16 protein-coding genes are annotated in these 17,020 nt (G+C 54.1%); 8 read left to right on the top strand and 8 right to left on the bottom strand.

Going from position 1 to position 17,020, the window contains the following annotated elements; all coding sequences use genetic code 11:
• Positions 1 to 70: 70 nt before the first annotated feature.
• From G0Q06_RS09925 to aspS, 4 genes are all read right to left on the bottom strand, one after another.
• Positions 71 to 2,833 carry a valine--tRNA ligase gene (locus tag G0Q06_RS09925; protein WP_163965233.1) on the bottom strand — a complete coding sequence of 921 codons (2,763 nt, stop codon included), beginning with the start codon at positions 2,831 to 2,833 and terminating at the stop codon, positions 71 to 73.
• 124 nt (positions 2,834 to 2,957) lie between these two features.
• The gene (locus tag G0Q06_RS09920) at positions 2,958 to 3,296 is read right to left on the bottom strand and encodes a P-II family nitrogen regulator (protein ID WP_163965217.1); all 339 of its coding nucleotides are present in this window, start codon (positions 3,294 to 3,296) and stop codon (positions 2,958 to 2,960) included.
• 65 nt (positions 3,297 to 3,361) lie between these two features.
• A complete protein-coding gene (locus tag G0Q06_RS09915; protein ID WP_163965215.1) occupies positions 3,362 to 4,717 on the bottom strand; it encodes an ammonium transporter in 1,356 nt (451 codons plus the stop codon).
• Positions 4,718 to 4,907: 190 nt separating this feature from the next.
• Entirely contained in the window at positions 4,908 to 6,698 is a 1,791-nt protein-coding gene (aspS, locus tag G0Q06_RS09910; protein ID WP_238710474.1) for an aspartate--tRNA ligase, read from the bottom strand.
• Between the two features lie 131 nt (positions 6,699 to 6,829).
• Here aspS and G0Q06_RS09905 point away from each other — a divergent pair, with 131 nt between their 5' ends.
• The 4 genes from G0Q06_RS09905 to G0Q06_RS09890 all read left to right on the top strand — a co-directional run bounded on the left by G0Q06_RS09905 (position 6,830) and on the right by G0Q06_RS09890 (position 8,530).
• Entirely contained in the window at positions 6,830 to 7,144 is a 315-nt protein-coding gene (locus tag G0Q06_RS09905) for a hypothetical protein (protein WP_163965211.1), read from the top strand.
• A 23-nt stretch (positions 7,145 to 7,167) separates the two neighbouring features.
• Positions 7,168 to 7,755: a tRNA 5-(aminomethyl)-2-thiouridylate-methyltransferase MnmM gene (gene mnmM, locus G0Q06_RS09900; protein WP_163965208.1), complete on the top strand. Its 588-nt coding sequence runs from the start codon at positions 7,168 to 7,170 to the stop codon at positions 7,753 to 7,755.
• A gap of 71 nt (positions 7,756 to 7,826) precedes the next feature.
• Positions 7,827 to 8,102: an antitoxin gene (locus tag G0Q06_RS09895; protein WP_163965204.1), complete on the top strand. Its 276-nt coding sequence runs from the start codon at positions 7,827 to 7,829 to the stop codon at positions 8,100 to 8,102.
• Positions 8,099 to 8,530 carry a TA system VapC family ribonuclease toxin gene (locus G0Q06_RS09890; protein ID WP_163965200.1) on the top strand — a complete coding sequence of 144 codons (432 nt, stop codon included), beginning with the start codon at positions 8,099 to 8,101 and terminating at the stop codon, positions 8,528 to 8,530. The genes G0Q06_RS09895 and G0Q06_RS09890 overlap by 4 nt, the downstream gene beginning before the upstream one ends.
• Positions 8,531 to 8,551: 21 nt before the next feature.
• Here the strand turns inward: G0Q06_RS09890 and G0Q06_RS09885 are convergent, their stop codons facing one another.
• From G0Q06_RS09885 to G0Q06_RS09870, 4 genes are all read right to left on the bottom strand, one after another.
• Positions 8,552 to 9,865, bottom strand: a complete 1,314-nt coding sequence (locus tag G0Q06_RS09885; protein ID WP_163965197.1) for an ABC transporter permease — start codon at positions 9,863 to 9,865, stop codon at positions 8,552 to 8,554.
• Entirely contained in the window at positions 9,858 to 10,790 is a 933-nt protein-coding gene (locus tag G0Q06_RS09880) for an ABC transporter ATP-binding protein (protein WP_163965193.1), read from the bottom strand. The genes G0Q06_RS09885 and G0Q06_RS09880 overlap by 8 nt, the downstream gene beginning before the upstream one ends.
• Positions 10,791 to 10,815: 25 nt before the next feature.
• On the bottom strand, positions 10,816 to 11,406 hold the full coding sequence (locus tag G0Q06_RS09875) for a thioredoxin family protein (protein ID WP_163965191.1): 591 nt from the start codon (positions 11,404 to 11,406) through the stop codon (positions 10,816 to 10,818).
• Positions 11,407 to 11,494: 88 nt separating this feature from the next.
• The gene (locus G0Q06_RS09870) at positions 11,495 to 13,375 is read right to left on the bottom strand and encodes an alpha/beta hydrolase family protein (protein ID WP_163965190.1); all 1,881 of its coding nucleotides are present in this window, start codon (positions 13,373 to 13,375) and stop codon (positions 11,495 to 11,497) included.
• A gap of 104 nt (positions 13,376 to 13,479) precedes the next feature.
• Here G0Q06_RS09870 and cysE point away from each other — a divergent pair, with 104 nt between their 5' ends.
• From cysE to dxr, 4 genes are read left to right on the top strand one after another with little or no spacing between them, the layout of a single operon-like run.
• Entirely contained in the window at positions 13,480 to 14,274 is a 795-nt protein-coding gene (gene cysE, locus G0Q06_RS09865) for a serine O-acetyltransferase (protein ID WP_163965188.1), read from the top strand.
• A gap of 52 nt (positions 14,275 to 14,326) precedes the next feature.
• Positions 14,327 to 15,088, top strand: a complete 762-nt coding sequence (gene uppS / locus G0Q06_RS09860) for a polyprenyl diphosphate synthase (RefSeq protein WP_163965186.1) — start codon at positions 14,327 to 14,329, stop codon at positions 15,086 to 15,088.
• A complete protein-coding gene (locus tag G0Q06_RS09855) occupies positions 15,085 to 15,891 on the top strand; it encodes a phosphatidate cytidylyltransferase (RefSeq protein WP_163965184.1) in 807 nt (268 codons plus the stop codon). Before uppS ends, G0Q06_RS09855 begins: the two co-directional genes overlap by 4 nt.
• Positions 15,892 to 15,897: 6 nt before the next feature.
• On the top strand, positions 15,898 to 17,016 hold the full coding sequence (dxr, locus tag G0Q06_RS09850) for a 1-deoxy-D-xylulose-5-phosphate reductoisomerase (protein WP_163965181.1): 1,119 nt from the start codon (positions 15,898 to 15,900) through the stop codon (positions 17,014 to 17,016).
• Positions 17,017 to 17,020 lie beyond the last annotated feature (4 nt).

Genomic DNA, 17,020 nt, shown 5'->3' with positions numbered 1-17,020 from the left:
ATTTTAGCTATGGACTCATGAGAAGCGTAAACCCGCTTCTTTATTCCAAGAAATAATAAGATTCATCAATTCAGCTCATTGGCAAGTTCTTGAGGAGGTTTTGTATTTCCTCAAATCGCCCCTTGGTTGCCTGAAGCTGTTGCTTAGCCCCCGCGACAACGGCCTCCGGGGCATTATCGACAAACTTCGGGTTATTCAGCTTGGCTTCACCGGCCTTGATACCCTTTTCGAGCTTGGCCAATTCCTTCTCAAGCCGCTCCCGCTCAGCCGCGACATCAATCGAATGGGCCAGGTCCAGAAAGGCGGTTCCCAAGTGGGTTACGCCCGCCGGCATGCCTTCCGGGCGCGTTTCGACCACTTCAAGGGATTGGATCTGCGCCAGGGTGAGAATTGTTTCCGAGTGCCCGGAAATCACCTCACTGGCCGCTTTATCTGGAAGAATGAAGAAGGGAACATCCCGCCGGCTGGCGACGTTGTACTCGGCCTTCATTGCGCGAATGCGGGTTATCAATTCCTTTACGGCTTCAATTTCCTCGCTGGAGGACGATTCAAAGGCCCCGGCGGCAGCTTCAATCAAGTTCTTTAACTCGCTGGATTTCAGCAACTTGGAATCCTGCAAAAGGGCCGATTCAGCAGCAGCGTAGCCCAGTCCCTGCCACAGCTCCTCGGTGATAAAGGGAATAATCGGCTGTAGGAGCAAAAGCACCTGCCGCATGACGAGATCCTGCACGGCAAGGACTGTTCCCTTGGTGGCCTCGTCCTTCATCCGCGACTTGGAGGCTTCCACATACCAGTCGCAATAATCACTCCAGAAAAATTCATACAGGCCGTGCGGATAGGCGTGTATCTCGTATCGCTCAAAGCAGCGCTCAATTTCCGCGGTCACGTCCACCAACCGGCTCAGGATCCACTTGTCGTAAGCCGACAACCGTGCCGGTTCAATCCGCTTCAGAATCGCTGATTCCGATGAATTATCGGCAATTTCACCGCTCATCTGACGGAATCGGGCGGCATTCCAGAGCTTATTACAGAAATTGCGGCCGACTTCGATCCGGTCCTCACTGAAAAGGATGTCCTGTCCACTCGGAGCGATATTGACGATCCCGAAACGCATGCCATCGGCCCCGAAACGCTTGATCAAATCCAGCGGATCCGGCGAATTCCCAAGACTCTTGGACATTTTTCGCCCCTTCTCGTCGCGGATCAGGCCGGTGATGTAAACGTTGCTGAAGGGGATTCGCTCGGCGATTTCCTCATCGGTCAGGGACTCCTTGGAATCACCCATGAATTCAAGCCCCGCCATGACCATCCGGGCCACCCAGAGGAAAATAATGTCAAATCCTGTCACGAGGGTTTGCGTCGGATAAAAATAGGACAGTTCACGGGCTTTCTCCCCTTTGCCATCCGGCCAGCCAAAATTGGCGAAAGGCCAGAGCCACGAGGAGGCCCAGGTGTCCAGAACATCCTCTTCCTGTTCCCAGTTCTCCGAATCCGACGGACCCTCGACCGAGACGTGGACATGATCGGGATTCTCAAAATCCAGTTGATCGCGCGAAAGCCCCTTCCTGTACCACACGGGAATCCGGTGACCCCACCAGAGCTGGCGACTGATACACCAGTCAATCTTGTCCCGCTCCATCGTTTCCAGCCAGTGCAGGTAGGTCTTCTCCCAGCGTTTCGGATGGAATTTAATGTGGCCTTTCAGGACCGCCTGCTTGGCCTCCGCCACCTTCGGATAGCGCAGCCACCACTGCATCGTCAGGCGCGGTTCGACCGGGACATCCGCCCGCTCGGAATAGCCGACATTGTTCTCGTAGGGCTCAGTCTCAACAAGGTTGCCCTGCTCCTCGAGCATCTTGGCCGCGACCTTGCGCGCCTTGAAACGGTCCATGCCGACGAAGGGCTCACCGGCCAGTTCATTCAGGGTGCCATCGGGGTTGAAGACGTCCACGATCGGCAGATCATGGCGTTTACCAATATCAAAATCGACCGGATCATGTGCCGGGGTCACCTTCAAGGCGCCGGTTCCAAAGTCCTTTTCCACCGCCTCATCCGCGATGATCGGGATTTTCCCGCGCGGGAAGGGTCGCCACACATGCTTTCCAACCAGGTGGGCGTAGCGTTCATCATCCGGATGCACCGCAACCGCCACATCTCCCATGATTGTTTCCGGGCGGGTGGTCGAAATTTGTACATACTCGCCCGGGAGCTCCGCAATCTCGTAGCGCATCTTGTAGAAGAGGCCACGCTGGGGCTTCATGATCACCTCTTCATTGCTCAAAGCCGTCTGGCTGACAGGGCACCAATTGCTCATCCGCAGACCGCGATACAGGTAGCCCCGTTTGTAAAGCTCCACAAAGGATGTTAAAACAGCCTTTGAATAGTGCTCATCCAGGGTGAATGAGGTCCGGTCCCAGTCACAACTGGCTCCCAACTTCCTGAGCTGGCCCAGAATGATTCCCCCATGCTCGTCGCGCCACTTCCAGACTTCATCGACAAACTTTTCCCGGCCAAGGTCACGGCGGTGCAGGCCCTCCTCACGGAGCTTCTTCTCGACACGTGTCTGCGTGGCAATCCCGGCGTGGTCCGTCCCCGGAAACCAGAGCGCAGCCTTTCCTTCCAGACGGGCACGACGGATGAAAATATCCTGCAGGGTGTTGTTCAGGATATGCCCCATGTGCAGCATGCCGGTCACATTCGGGGGCGGAATCATTATACAATACGGATCGGCATCATCCCGCGCTTCCCCGCGAAATGCTCCACTTTCTTCCCAGCGCTTGTACCAGCGATCTTCCACACTGTGCGCATTATAGGCCTTATCAATTGTCGCCATGGTTCTGTAATTCGTTTGAAAAGCGGGTATTAGCAAGCCTCCACCCGCGCGGAGTCAAAAAAAAAGCCCCGGTCCCGCTCAAGCGGGATCGGGACTTGGATAAGATGATTCAGACTCGAGAGCCTTAGATGGCGCCTTCGCCGGCCTCGTCGGTCCGGATGCGCACGGCTTCTTCAATCGGAATGACGAAGATCTTGCCGTCGCCAATCTTGCCGGTCTTGGCGGCAGACTTGATGGCTTCGACAGTCTTGCCCACGAGCTCCTCGCCGACGGCTACGTCGACCATGACCTTCGGGAGAAAGTCCACCGTGTATTCACTACCGCGGTAGATTTCAGTATGACCTTTTTGGCGGCCAAATCCCTTGACCTCGGTCACTGTCATTCCTTCGACGCCGATCTCTGAGAGAGCTTCTTTTACTTCCTCGAGTTTGAAAGGCTTGATGATGGCTTTAACTAGTTTCATTAGTTCGCTTTGTTTTCAATTGTTTCAGTAATGGACTTAAATGGATTGCTCAAGCATAACTTGAATCAGCCTTTGCTGGCAACCTGGAAATCCGGATAAGCTTCCTGTCCGTGCTCGCCAATGTCGAGCCCTTCCACTTCTTCTTCCTCGCTGACGCGCAGACCGAAGATCAACTTCACGACTGTGAAGACGATGAAGCTGGTGACGAAGGCGAAAATCGAGATCGAAACGGTACCGATAATCTGCCAGAGAAGGCTTGCACCACCGAAGATACCAACGGCGATCGTGCCCCACATGCCGCACACACCGTGCACGGAGATAGCACCAACCGGGTCGTCAATCTTGATCTTGTCAAAGAAAAGGATGGCGAAGACCACGATTGCACCGGCAATGCCGCCGACGGCAACAGCAGCCCAAGGGCCCATTGAGTCGGCACCGGCAGTAATCCCTACCAGACCGGCGAGGATACCATTCAAGGCCATTGAAAGATCAGGCTTCTTGATAACAACCCAGCTCACGAGGATGGAAACAAGTCCACCGGCAGCAGCTGCAATGGCTGTCGTTACGAAAACCAAGGAAACCAGCTGTGGGTCTGCACTGAGGACGGAACCCCCATTGAAACCAAACCAACCCAGGAAGAGCAGGAAGACACCAATCGTTGCCAGAGGCATGCTGTGGCCAAGAATTGGACGAATCTTGCCACCAGCGAGATACTTGCCCTTACGAGCTCCGAGAATTATAACAGCGGCCAAAGCGGCAAAACCACCAAAGGCGTGCACCAGGGATGAACCGGCAAAATCGTAGAAGCCGTTCTCTGCGAGCCAGCCTCCGCCCCACTGCCAGCTACCCGTGATCGGATAACAGATAGTGACCAGAAGGGTTGCCCCGATCATGAAACTGCCAAGCTTGATACGCTCAGCAACCGCACCAGAAACGATGGTCGCGGCAGTTGCGGCAAACATCGCCTGGAAGATAAAGTCAGTCCAGTAAGTGTAGTCAGCGTACTCGCCGGTCATGTTGGCGACAACATCGGCTCCGCTAAAGCTGTTCGGAATCGGGGATCCCATGGCAAAGAAGCCATTGAAATCGCCCGGATACATTGAATTGAAACCCCAGACGGCGTAGGTCAGCACACCCATGCAGATGATGAAGACATTCTTGAAGAGAATATTCACCGTATTCTTGGACTGGGTGAGCCCGGACTCGAGCGTCGCAAAGCCAAGGTGCATAATAAACACCAGACCGGCGGCGATCAGAAGCCACAAATTGCTGACTGTAAAGAAGGCCGAAGCAGCCGTTCCCATGTAGGTCTCATAGGTGACTTCCGGCACCGCAAGCTCCTGCCCAAAAGCGGAACCCGCCATAAGGACCATCAACGCAGGCAGAAGAGCCCAAGTTGCAAGTTTTCGTTTGTTAATCATTTCCTTTACCTTGTTTCGTTTTATTTGGAGATACTTTGGTTGTTCGAAAAAAGAACACCCGAAATTAAGCAACGGGCATGCCAACTTCAGGCGAAGCTCCAAATCAGGATAAAAAAAACCGCCTCCCGCGAAGAATCCCTTGAATGGGACGGCAGGGAGCCGGCTAAATTGGAATCAGGCAGGTCTCAGTCTAGTCCTCGAGATCGTTGACCTCAATATGAAGGGCTCGCAACTGGGCCGGAGTGGCGGTGCTGGGAGCATCATTCATGAGATCCTGGCCGCGCTGGGTCTTCGGGAAAGCAATGACATCGCGGATATAGGGCCGATTGGTCAAGATACTGACAATCCGGTCCAAGCCAAGGGCAATGCCTCCGTGCGGCGGGGCGCCATACTTGAAGGACTTGAGCATGTAGCCAAAGCGCTCCTCTACAATATCCACCGGGATCTTCAAAATATCCTCAAAGACCTTCTTCTGGAGGGCTGGCTGATGGATACGAATGGATCCGCCGCCGATTTCCATCCCGTTGAGGACGCAATCGTAGTGCTGTCCGCGAACCGCCTTCGGATCGGAATCGAGAAGCTCGATATCCTCCGGAACCGGGGAGGTGAACGGATGGTGCGTCGCCATGTAGCGGCCTTCCTCCTCATCAAAGAGCATGAGCGGGAACTCGATCACCCAGAGGAAATTGTATTGGTCGTCCGGGATGGAAAGGCGTCCGCGCTTCTTGAGCAGCTGGGCTGCTTCCAGACGAATGCGGCCAAGAATGGCACAGGTGCGGTCCCATTCGGCAGCGCCAAAAAAGACCAAGTCGCCGTTTTCAATATTCAGGCGCTCCTGGAGCTCGGCTTTTTCCTCTTCGCTGAAAAACTTCAAAATCGGTGATTTCCATTCCCCCTCCTCGGTGATCCGGATGAAGGCCAACCCCTTTGCCCCAAGGCTCTTAGCCGTGTTTTCGAGCTCTCGCATTTCACCCTGGGTGGCGTCCGAGAGGCCTTTCGCATTGAAGGCCTTCACAACCCCGCCCGAGGCAATCGTGCCTTGGAAGACCTTGAAACCGCTCTTCTTGAAACAGTCTGAGAAATCCTCAATTTTCAGATCAAAGCGCGTATCGGGCTTATCGACACCGTACTGGTTCATGGCGTCCTCAAAGGACATCCGGGGAAACGGGGTCGGGATATCGACATTCAGGCAATCCTTCCAAATCCGCTTGAGGAGGCCTTCGATCAATTCATACATGTCCTCACGGTCGATAAAGGACATCTCGAGGTCGATCTGGGTAAATTCAGGCTGGCGGTCGGCCCGCAGGTCCTCGTCGCGGAAACAGCGGGCAAGCTGGTAATAGCGCTCCACACCTGCCACCATGAGCATTTGCTTGTACTGCTGCGGGCTCTGCGCAAGCGCGTAGAACTTGCCTGGATTGAGACGGCTGGGGACAAGAAACTCGCGCGCGCCTTCGGGGGTGCTCTTGAAAAGGCAGGGGGTCTCGATCTCAAGGAATTCCTGTTCGTCAAGAAAATCGCGGGTCGCCTTGGAGGCCTTGCTGCGCACAAACAAATTGTTGTACATACTTGGCCGGCGCAGGTCGAGGTAGCGGTAATGCAGGCGCAGGTCCTCGTTGACCTTGTCGGTCTTCTCGTCATCGAGAGGGAATGGCGGGGTCTCGGAGGTATTGTGAATGATCAGCGACTCCGCGCTGACCTCGATTTCACCGGTTGGCAATTTGGAATTGGTCTCGGCCTCCCCGCGGGCGGAAACGGTTCCACTGATCTCAATCACTGATTCGTGACGGAGGTGGTGCAAGTCTTCCTTCAAGGCGGCATGTTGCGGATCAAAGACAACCTGGGTCAGCCCGGTCCGGTCGCGCAGGTCGACAAACTGGATTCCGCCGTGGTCGCGCAATGTGTCGACCCAACCGATCAGGGTGACGGATTTACCGACATCGTTCTTCCTCAGGGCATTACAAGTATGTGTGCGTTTCATGATCCTTCGCTGTTCAAATGAAACGCCCGAAGATGAGTAAATTGCACAAGGGGGCAAGAATTTATCCAACGGCCGACACAAAAGCCTTTTGCAGTTGTCCTCAACCCGGGAAAGCCTAAGGTATTAAGTCAATGAAAGCTGTTTTAATTCTCCTGATTCTCCCACTCTTTCTAATTGGTTGCGCCTCTCCAAATCCCGAGGAGGAAACTCCACGCCGCAGTTCTCCCACGGGAGCCCTCCTGCGCGGTGAGCTTCAGGCCGATGAATATCTTGGCGCCGTCACTGAGGCCAACAAGCAAGCCCGCGCCGATGAACAATTTGAGCTGGATAAGGAGCCGACAAGGGCGTTCAACACGAAAACCCAGAAGATTGAGTATGTGCCCGAGGGCACATCCCAAAAGTGGAGCGAAAAAAACCAGCGCTGGGAGTTCACCCCGATTGATTAAAGGGACGGCCGCGAATGCCGCCCATGACTCCTCTCACTGAAATTGCCCAACAGGCATGGCTCTCCTACCTGCGTCCGGGCGCATGGGCTATCGACGCTACGGCTGGCAACGGGCTGGATACGGAATTCCTTGCCCGGGCGGTCTCTGAAACGGGGCGGGTCTTTGCCTATGATATTCAGGACGCCGCCATCAAGTCGACAGCTGGCAGGCTGGACAAGGCGGGCTTGCTGAGCCGGGTTACGCTCATTAAGGCGGATCACGCGGAACTTTCGGGACACTTGCCATGCAGTAGCCATTCGCGGATTGATCTGATTTGCTTCAATTTGGGATATCTCCCCAGTGGGGATCACTCTGTGACCACGCGACCCTTAACAACCCTGCGGGCCATCAAGGAATCCCTGAAATTATTGAAGCCCTCAGGAGCCCTCTCGATCATGGCCTATCGTGGACATGCCGGGGCCATGGAAGAGACCGAGGCAGTTGAGCATTTTGTCGCGACCTTGCCACAGCCCTGGACCTGCCGGCAATTTGTGGAAACCGGCAGCAAAGAGCGCCCGGGTCCCGTCTGGTGGCTGATTGCACAAGAGGAATTCACTCCTCGGTCAGTGTGAAGTTTCCTATTACACCCTGCAGGGTGATCAGACAGCTTGACAGCAATTTATTCTGATGTTTTGATGCCATAATGCGCACAACACTGACATTGGATCCGGATGTCGAACAGTACATTCGTGAGGCCTGCCATAAACGGAAGGCCAGTTTCAAGCGTGTTGTAAACGACGCCTTGCGAGCCTCTCTGAAACCGGTAACCGGCCCTGAGCCCACTCTCCTCAAGCCGCGTTCAATGGGACTGGCTCCTGGAATCGATCACAGGCGTTTGAGCGAGCTGGCTGACGAACTTGAATTGGAGGCACATCTGGCAGCGGAAGACCCAAAAGCGTACAATCGCGGGAAATCATGATAATCCCGGACGTCAACCTTCTGCTGTATACGGTCAACGTGGACAGTCCCGACCACGCAGCAGCTTACCGATGGTGGGAGGAATTGCTGCATAGCGGCGCTCCGATCGGCCTCTACTCAGGGGTTGCCTTCTCATTTGTTCGGTTATCCACGAATCGCCGGGTTTTCACACACCCTCTCATGGTTGGGGAAGCCTTTGCCTATATTCAGAACTGGCTGGAATTCTCAGTAGTCAACTGGGTGGATGCCACCTTGGAAGACCTGCCTGTCGCCGAAAATCTGCTACAAGTGGCGGGAACTGGCGGCAATCTGGTTAGCGATGCTCAGATTGCAGCCGCAGCAATCCGTCTCGGGGGAACAGTGTTCAGCGTCGATTCAGACTTCGGACGCTTTCCGAAAGTCAAGTGGCAGAATCCTCTGGGCAAGTAATTCCCGCGAAGGGACTTGTCCTCAATTACGCTGGAAAATCCAGCGGACCAGTTCCTTCCACGTAGGCGTCTTGCCCTGGGACAGGATCCCGATGCGGAACATCCGGCTGGAGGCCCAGACGACAAGGAAGGCAAAGGCCAAATTCAGTCCGAGAGAGAGAAAAATCTGCCATTCCGGTGGACCCGGCGGCACGGCAATCCGGGTCATCATGGCCATGATGGAAAAAGGCGGAATCAAGCTGAGGGAAACGGCAAAGGGTCCGTCAGGGCTCTCGATCGTCACCAGTGAAAGCATCATGGGAATGACCATGAGCAGGATAATCGGTCCGGCAAAATTCTGGGAATCCTTCAAATCCTGACACGCTGAGCTGACACCGGCAAAGAGTGACCCGAAAGCCAGCATCCCGGTCAGCAGGAACAGGAAGAACCAGAAATAGGTGCCTTGGGGAACCCATTCCATCCGCTCAAAATAGCGCAGGGACAAGGAGAGGCTGAGGACATAAACAGCGCTGAAAGTCAGCCCCACGGACACGCCGGCGATGAGTTTGCCAGCAAGCAATTGAAAGGGAGATAAGCTCGACAGGAGGACTTCGGCGATGCGCTGCATCTTTTCCTCAATGACCGAATTCAAGAGAATCGGGGTAGTCATCTGAATCGAGATAAAGATGAGCATCACAAGCCCGAAGGGAATGAGGAACGCAGCAAGAGGATTTTCTTCCTTGGGTTCGGTAATGTTCCCCTCCTCGTCGACTTCCGCGAGGCTGAAGCGCTCAATCCCATTGTGGCTGGTCAGCAAGTTGATCTCACGCGCATCATAGCCAGCCTCAAGGAAACGGCTTTCCTCGACGATTTCCCGGGTCGTGCGGGAAAGCCAGTTGGGGAGGCGACTGAAAGTCGGGCTGTCTGAATAATACTGGAGCAGATCATCGTCTCCCCCTTCAACGGCCAGGTAGTCACTCCCGATCAGGGCAAAGGCGAATATATCCCCGTCCCGGACTTGGTCGCTCAGCTCCACGAGTAGCTGGCGCGTATCGCTCAAGAGCTCACCTTCATAAACCTGAATGACAAAACGCGGGCCCACCTGCTTGCCATCCTGCAAAACGGCATCGCTAAGATTGCGTTCCTCATTCGCAGTAATGAGACCCTCCGTGATCGCCTCTGTACGGTCTGCCACAACAAGGACCCGGTCACGAAGATCGGTCTTGTCACCGACCAGTGCGCTGAGGACAAAGACCCCTCCATAAATGATGAGCGGGAACAGGAGACTGACCAGAAAGGATTTGGTGAGGACAACCTGCTTGTATTCAGTTTTCGCTACAGCAAGAATCTTACGCATCGGATACCTCCTGCTTTATTGTAGCTTCTTCCGGCAAATCAGCAGGCTGGGCTATCCGCACAAAGATATCATGCAAGGATGGATGGACGACCTCAAAGTGGTCTACCCTGCCAACCTGCATGGCGGCCTGAAGGGCGTCGTGCGGATCACCGGCATAGCGCATTTCCCAGAAGCGCCCGGTGTAACGAACTCCGCTTGCGCCGGGAATCTGACCTTCCTCAAGCCCGGTGCCGCTCCTGAAGTGGAGCCGTAAAGTGTCCTGGCCATACTTGGATTGAATAGACTCCAAGGAACCGTCCAAAACCTTCTGTCCCTTGTAGATCATGCAAATGTGATCACAGAGCTGTTCCGCAATGTGCATGTCATGGGTCGAGAAGATAACTGTCGTCCCGGACTTCCGCATCTCGAGAAGCGCATCGCGGAGGACTTCCAGATTCACCGGATCCAGGCCGGAAAAGGGTTCGTCCAGTATGAGCAGACGCGGCTTGCCCAAAACAGTCGCGATAAACTGGATTTTCTGGCTCATTCCCTTGGAAAGGGTTTCCAGTTTTTTATCCTTCCACTCAAGAAGGTTAAGACGCTCCAACCACTCCAGCGCGGCCGCCTTGGCCGCCCGGTTTGTCAATCCCTTGAGATTGCCGAAATACATCAGCTGGCGCAAAACCGTCATCTTGCGATACAATCCACGCTCCTCGGGAAGGTACCCGATGGCGTCGTTCGCCGATGAATGATGGGGCTCACCCATCACGCTAATTGATCCGGAATCCTGCTCAATAATGCGGAGGATCATCCGCAAAGTTGTCGTCTTACCCGAACCGTTGGGTCCAATAAAGCCGAACAAAGCCCCTTCCGGAACCTCCAGATCAAATGAGTCGACCGCGAGATGCTCGCGAAAGCGCTTCGTTACATTTTCCAGCTTAACCATTCCAATTCCAACCGAACGGAATTGGTTAATACTTAACCGAGCAACCGTAAGGACGCGTCTGAGCGTCGGAGACAGGCTCCCCTGCGTCAAGCGCCTTGAGCGCATCCATGACATAATTGGTCGCCCCGGCAATACTGGAGGGTTTCGCGTCGCGAACACTGTCAATGGCACCCTGATAGGCAATTTTGCCCTCAGCATCGATGATAAACATGTGCGGAGTGGTTCGGGCACCGTAGGCCTGGCCGACCTTGCCATCAGAATCCACCAACCATGTGGCAGCGAAGCCGTGCTCGGAGGCCCAACTTGCAGCGGCGGCATTTGTCAGGTAATCCTTGTGCCCGGGATTGGTTGAGTTGATGGAGAGCCAAACAACACCCATTTCGGCAGCGGCCTTCTGGAAGGCAGGCATATCCTGGTTATCGTAAAACTTCCGGACAAACGGGCAACCGGGATTGACCCACTCAAGGACAACTGTTTTGCCAGCGAACTCACTCAGTGACACGGTATTACCCTCAATATCTTCCAACGTGAAGGCCGGTGCAACCTGGCCAGTTTCAACAGCGGCAAAGAGAGGAATCGAGAGGAGAGAAACAATAACAAATGTGATAAATTTCATAATATATTTTTAGATTTAGCTCCTAAGATTGCACAGCTCGCACGTTCCGCAAGATTTCGCAGAAGAAATCCCGGAAAACAATTCCGGCTCACATGTGCTCGTCTAGAAAACTGATTATCTTCAAGAAAAACTTCTTACGATATTTTTCCTCAGGCAATCCGTGAACCCCCCAGCCAATGAAAAGCGAATCCACCTGCTTGTCCTCTTTTTTAAGGGCCCGAATCATGCTCTTTGCCTGCGAGACTCTTACTCGCTGATCGTTTTTTCCATGAATAATCAATACGGGCGCTTCCATGCCTGCCGCCAGGTGAACAGGGGAAAGGCTGGAATAAAGATCCTCATCATAATCCACAAAAAAATCATCGACCCAATTAAAATCCCGTCGGGAGTCCTGCTTGTACAATGCATTCAGGTCGTACACACCAGCATACCCAATGACCGCACTCCAAAGCGATGGTTCACGGGCCGCAGCAGCAAGACTGATAAAACCACCGAAACTTCCCCCCATTATGGCCAGTCGTTCCGGGTCGGCAACGCCTTCCTCAATCATCCACTTAGCGCCTTGAATCACATCCTCGACCGAGAGGGCGGCTACCTCGCCCAAAGAAGAAAGCGCATGATCACTGCCGTATCCAGCCGAGCCACGGTAGTTGACCTGCATGACAGCATAGCCGTTGAGCGCAAAAAATTGAACCTCGGGATTAAAGCCCCAGGTGTCACGAACATGTGGACCACCGTGAATCAGCATGACGGTGGGATGCGGACCCGGTCCCTCCGGCAAGGTCAAGTAACCATGGATTAACGGACCATCTTGCCCACTGCGGAAACTGACTGGTTGCATTGGGCGGAAATCAAGACCAGTGGCCTCCGGAAACTGGTTATACACTCTGGCGAATTTCCCGGCTTGTAGATCGACTTGGAAAATTGCCGGGGGAAGTGTGTCACTGGAAATCGTATAATAGACACATTGTGACTGTGGATTGTAACCCAGAAACTGAAGGTTGTGATCCGGGAAGGCATAAGCAATCAGGCTCTCGATTTCACGTGGTTTCTGGTCAAACCAGAAATTCCCCGGTTTTTCCCGATGGTAGTGCAAGCCGATGACATACCCATTCATGTTGTCAATAATCGGGGAAGAACTCCCACCTAACAGATCGTATCCGGGCATGAAACGCGGGGCATTGGGAAATTCACCCGTTTTCAAGTCGAGGAGATTCACCCCCCTAAAACCCTCCCCGTTAGTCAACTCTGTCAAAAGATAGCGGTTGCCGGGAAGCATATCGACAGGTTTGAATTCTTCATTGAATGAATCCGTCAACTGCCAGCCTTCGCCTTCATTAGATTGTAGGACAAACGGCTTCCTATCCACCCAACCAAGGGCAAAAAGCGGGTTGCCATCCTCATCGACAATGTAGCGACTTACCTCACCCGGATTGTCAGCCATTTTCCGGAGGCTCAGAGAAATGGGGTTCATCACATACAGATCCGGAGGTTTCGTGTAATGGCCTTTTGTGATTTTTAAAGCGAATTTGTCTTTGTGATGAACCATCGGATCCACAACACCCCGGTAGAGTAATCCAGACTCATATGGATCCAGAATCTTTTGCGCACGCCGTTTGCTCACCGAGTAGATATAAATACCCTTGGTATAAATCTCCCACTTCGCTACATGGTAAATGAAGTGATCTTCATCGATCCACTGGAAACTGCTGACATCATCCCCTCTACTTACCGTGACACCGTTTATTTCCTTCGTGTTCAGATCCAGTACGAGGACACTTCGTTTTCCCCGGTAATGTGAGAGAGAGGCCAGGTATTGACCATTTGGGGAGAGCTGGGCATAAAGGAACTGGGGATTGGAAAAAAGGGCATCAATGAGATCTTCCTGATCGGTATCACTGGAACCAAACAAATTTAGCCCTACTGAAACAAGAAGAAACAAGCATACAACTTCGTAAAAACGCCTCATGTATCGTGAGTTTTAAAGCGTAATTTTTAATGGCAAAAGATTTCTGTAAAAGATTTTTGCCAATAATTCTGAAAGCCAGATACTGTGGAAAAAGACTTAAGATAATGGCAATTCCATCCGCAACCAACACCGCTGATGACCCTGTATGGGCACAATTACTCCAGGAGGCCCGGGTGGCCGCTGAGTCTGAGCCTGTACTCTCAGAGCTTATTCATGAAAGTATCCTGGATTGCGACAGCCTCGAGGCCAGTCTGGCTCACCGGATTTCCCGCAAGCTCGGTCACCATGCAGTCTCCGAGCCCTATCTACACGACCTGTTTGAGGAAACCTTGAAAGCCAACCCGGAGATCGGACAACAGGCTCGAAAGGATATTGTTGCGATTGATGAGCGCGATCCTGCCTCAAGGGGCTACCTGTCCCCGGTCCTCTATTTCAAGGGTTTCCAGGCCCTAACGGCCTACCGGATTGCCCACCAGCTCTGGAAAAACAACCGCAGGGAGATGTCTTTGTATCTGCAAAGCATTATCTCTCAAGTCTTTGCAGTCGACATCCACCCGGCCGCCCGCATCGGTTCCGGTATCCTTTTCGACCACGCAACTAGCATTGTCATTGGGGAAACCGCGGTCATCGACGATCACGTCTCCATTCTGCATGAGGTGACACTTGGCGGAACGGGGAAGGCCCGGGGCGACCGTCACCCGAAGGTGCGGCAGGGTGTGCTCATCGGGGCCGGGGCAAAGATTCTCGGCAATGTCGTCATCGGCGAATGCGCCCGCGTCGGAGCGGGGAGCGTCGTCCTGGAAAACGTGCCAGCTCACATGACGGTTGCCGGCGTGCCGGCGAAGGTTGTCGGGGTTGCCGCTGAAGATCCCGCTGGCTGTATGGACCATAACATCTAAATCCGTTGCCTTGCCTTTGCGGGCGCTTTTGCTACACCCCGCATACCAATCCATGTTAAAACGGAAAAAACAGCCAACCGAACCGAGCAAGCCCATGCCGCTCCATGTCGCCGTGATCATGGACGGAAACGGCCGCTGGGCAAAGGCGCGCGGTTTGCCCCGCGAGGAAGGGCATCGGCAAGGGGTCGAGAATGTCAAAAAAATCGTCGAATGTGCCCAGTCTCTGGATCTGCGCTACCTCACACTCTACGCCTTTTCGGTCGAAAACTGGAACCGCCCGAAGCATGAAGTGAATGCCCTGATGCGGTTGCTTGAGAGCTTTCTCAAATCACAGGCCACGGATTTAGTGGAAAAGAAGATTCGTTTCCGGGTCATCGGGCGCCTTCAGGACATGCCCAAACGGGTTGGTAAACTTCTTGAGAAGACAATCGAGGAAACAAAGGACTTTGATCAGTGGACCCTCTCGCTCGCCTTGAATTATGGGTCGCGTACGGAAATGCTGGATGCCGTTCAAAGCTACGCCAAGGCGGTGCAAAGAGGAAGTGAAGATCCCGATGCACTCAATTGGGAGACCCTGCAATCCTACCTTTACACCGGGAACATGCCCGATCCGGACCTTGTCATACGGACCTCCGGCGAGCACCGGATTTCCAATTTTCTTCTCATGCAAAGTGCCTACGCGGAATACTACTTCGCCCGGGAAAACTGGCCTGATTTCGGCCCGGAATGCTTCCGCCGGGCTATCGACGCCTACTGCGCCCGGGAGCGCCGCTTCGGCCTGACCGGTGAACAAATCCAATCCCCGTCATCATGAAACAACGCATCATCGCTACCGCCATCCTCTGGGCAATTGTCATTACCCTGCCGCTACTTCTGGGTAAATGGGGGGCTTTCATTCTAATCGCCGCCTTCGGAACCGGGGCTTTTTATGAGCTGCTTGAGCTACTGCGGCAGGCCGGCCGGCCGGTGGACCGCAATGTCGCCCTACCCGCTTTTGTGGTCATTCTTCTGGCCGCTATCCTGATCCCTCCATGGATATTGCCACCGGTGGCGATTCTCGCTGCCGGGTTGGCCATCACCTTTATCGCAAGCCTTTTCAAGACTGGTGTCGGGAGCTTTGGTTCCGTCGCCATGATTACTGTCGGCGCACTTATCCTCATGCTGATGCCGTTTTTCACCGCCGCCCTGATGGTCCATGAATCTGGCATCATCCTCGCGGTCTGGGTCGTTGCCGTCGCCAAGTTTGGCGATGTGGGTGCCTTGCTGACCGGCCTCTGGATCGGAAAGACAAAAATGGCGCCAGCATTCAGCCCCAAGAAAACCTGGGAGGGACTGGCCGGAGGAGTTGTTTTATCCGTCTTGGTCAGCGTCGGCTTTGTCCTCATGGCCAAGGATTCCCTGCCCGCGGGACTGACCATTTTAACCGCGGCTATTTCAGGGGTATTGATCTGCCTGGCCGGCGTAATCGGGGACCTGATTGAGAGCGCCTTCAAGCGTGAAGCAAAGGTGAAGGATTCCGGCACCATCATTCGGGGTATCGGCGGCGTTTTTGATTTGGCCGACAGCCTGATTCTTGCCTTCCCGACTGCCTACTTCATCAACTGGCTTCTTTTTTAACACAGTATGGCTGAACTTAGAAAAGTCGTCCTCCTTGGAGCCACCGGTTCGATCGGGGAAAGCACCCTCGCCGTTATTCGGAATAATCCGGAGCGATTCCAATTGATCGGGATCGCCGCCAACCAGAATTCGGAGGCCATTGAGGCTATCAAAGAAGAGTTCAAGGTGGCGCACAGTGCGCTTTACAAGAAAGACGGTCTTGATGGATTAATGGCGCTGGCAACTCTCCCGGAGGCCGATGTGGTCGTTGTCGCCACCACGGGAACGGTCGGGGTTAGACCCACGATTGCCGCTCTTGAAGCCGGCAAGACAGTTGGCCTCGCCAACAAGGAGACCCTTGTCCTTGCCGGGAAATTCGTGATGGAAGCCGCGGCCCGATCCAAGGGCTGCATCCTTCCCGTTGATTCCGAGCATAATGCCATCTTCCAGTGCCTTGAGGGATTGAAGGACCGCACCAACCTGAAACGGATTTTGCTGACTGCCTCCGGCGGCCCCTTCCTCCACCACACGAAGCGCGAGCTGGAGGAAGTCACGCTTGAGCAGGCATTGGACCATCCCAATTGGGACATGGGCCCGAAGGTGACTATCGACTCGGCCACAATGGCCAACAAGGGGCTGGAGATGATCGAGGCAAAATGGCTCTTTGGCCTGCAACCCGGACAAATCGATGTCGTTATCCATCCGCAGAGCATCATTCACAGCATGACCGAATTTCGTGATGGATCCGTCATGGCCCAGCTTGCGCCGCCGTCGATGACCTTCCCCATCCAGCACGTTCTTGCCTGGCCCGACAAGGTTGAGCCCTGCCAAGAGGGACTGGACTTCACCAAAATTCACAATCTTGAGCTTCGGCCGCCGGATCTGGATAAATTTCCCTGCCTCGCCCTGGCTCGCGAAGCCCTGCAACAGGGCGGAATCGCCCCGGCTGTCTACAATTCTGCCAACCAAGCCGCAGTAGATGCCTTCCTTGAAAAAAAACTGGGCTTTCTTGCCATTCCCAAAGTGATCAGGCATTGTCTGGAGTCTGCGTCATTCAAGGAACCCGGTTCCCTGGAGGAGCTGCTTGATCTCGAAAATGAGCTGTTGCAATTTGCCGGGGCTCAAATCGAGAAGATCGCTGACTGAGTAA

Source organism: Oceanipulchritudo coccoides, assembly GCF_010500615.1.
Classification (GTDB): Bacteria; Verrucomicrobiota; Verrucomicrobiia; order Opitutales; family Oceanipulchritudinaceae; genus Oceanipulchritudo; species Oceanipulchritudo coccoides.
Note: the sequence above shows the minus strand (reverse complement) of the source record. Positions and strands in the feature narration are given on the sequence as shown.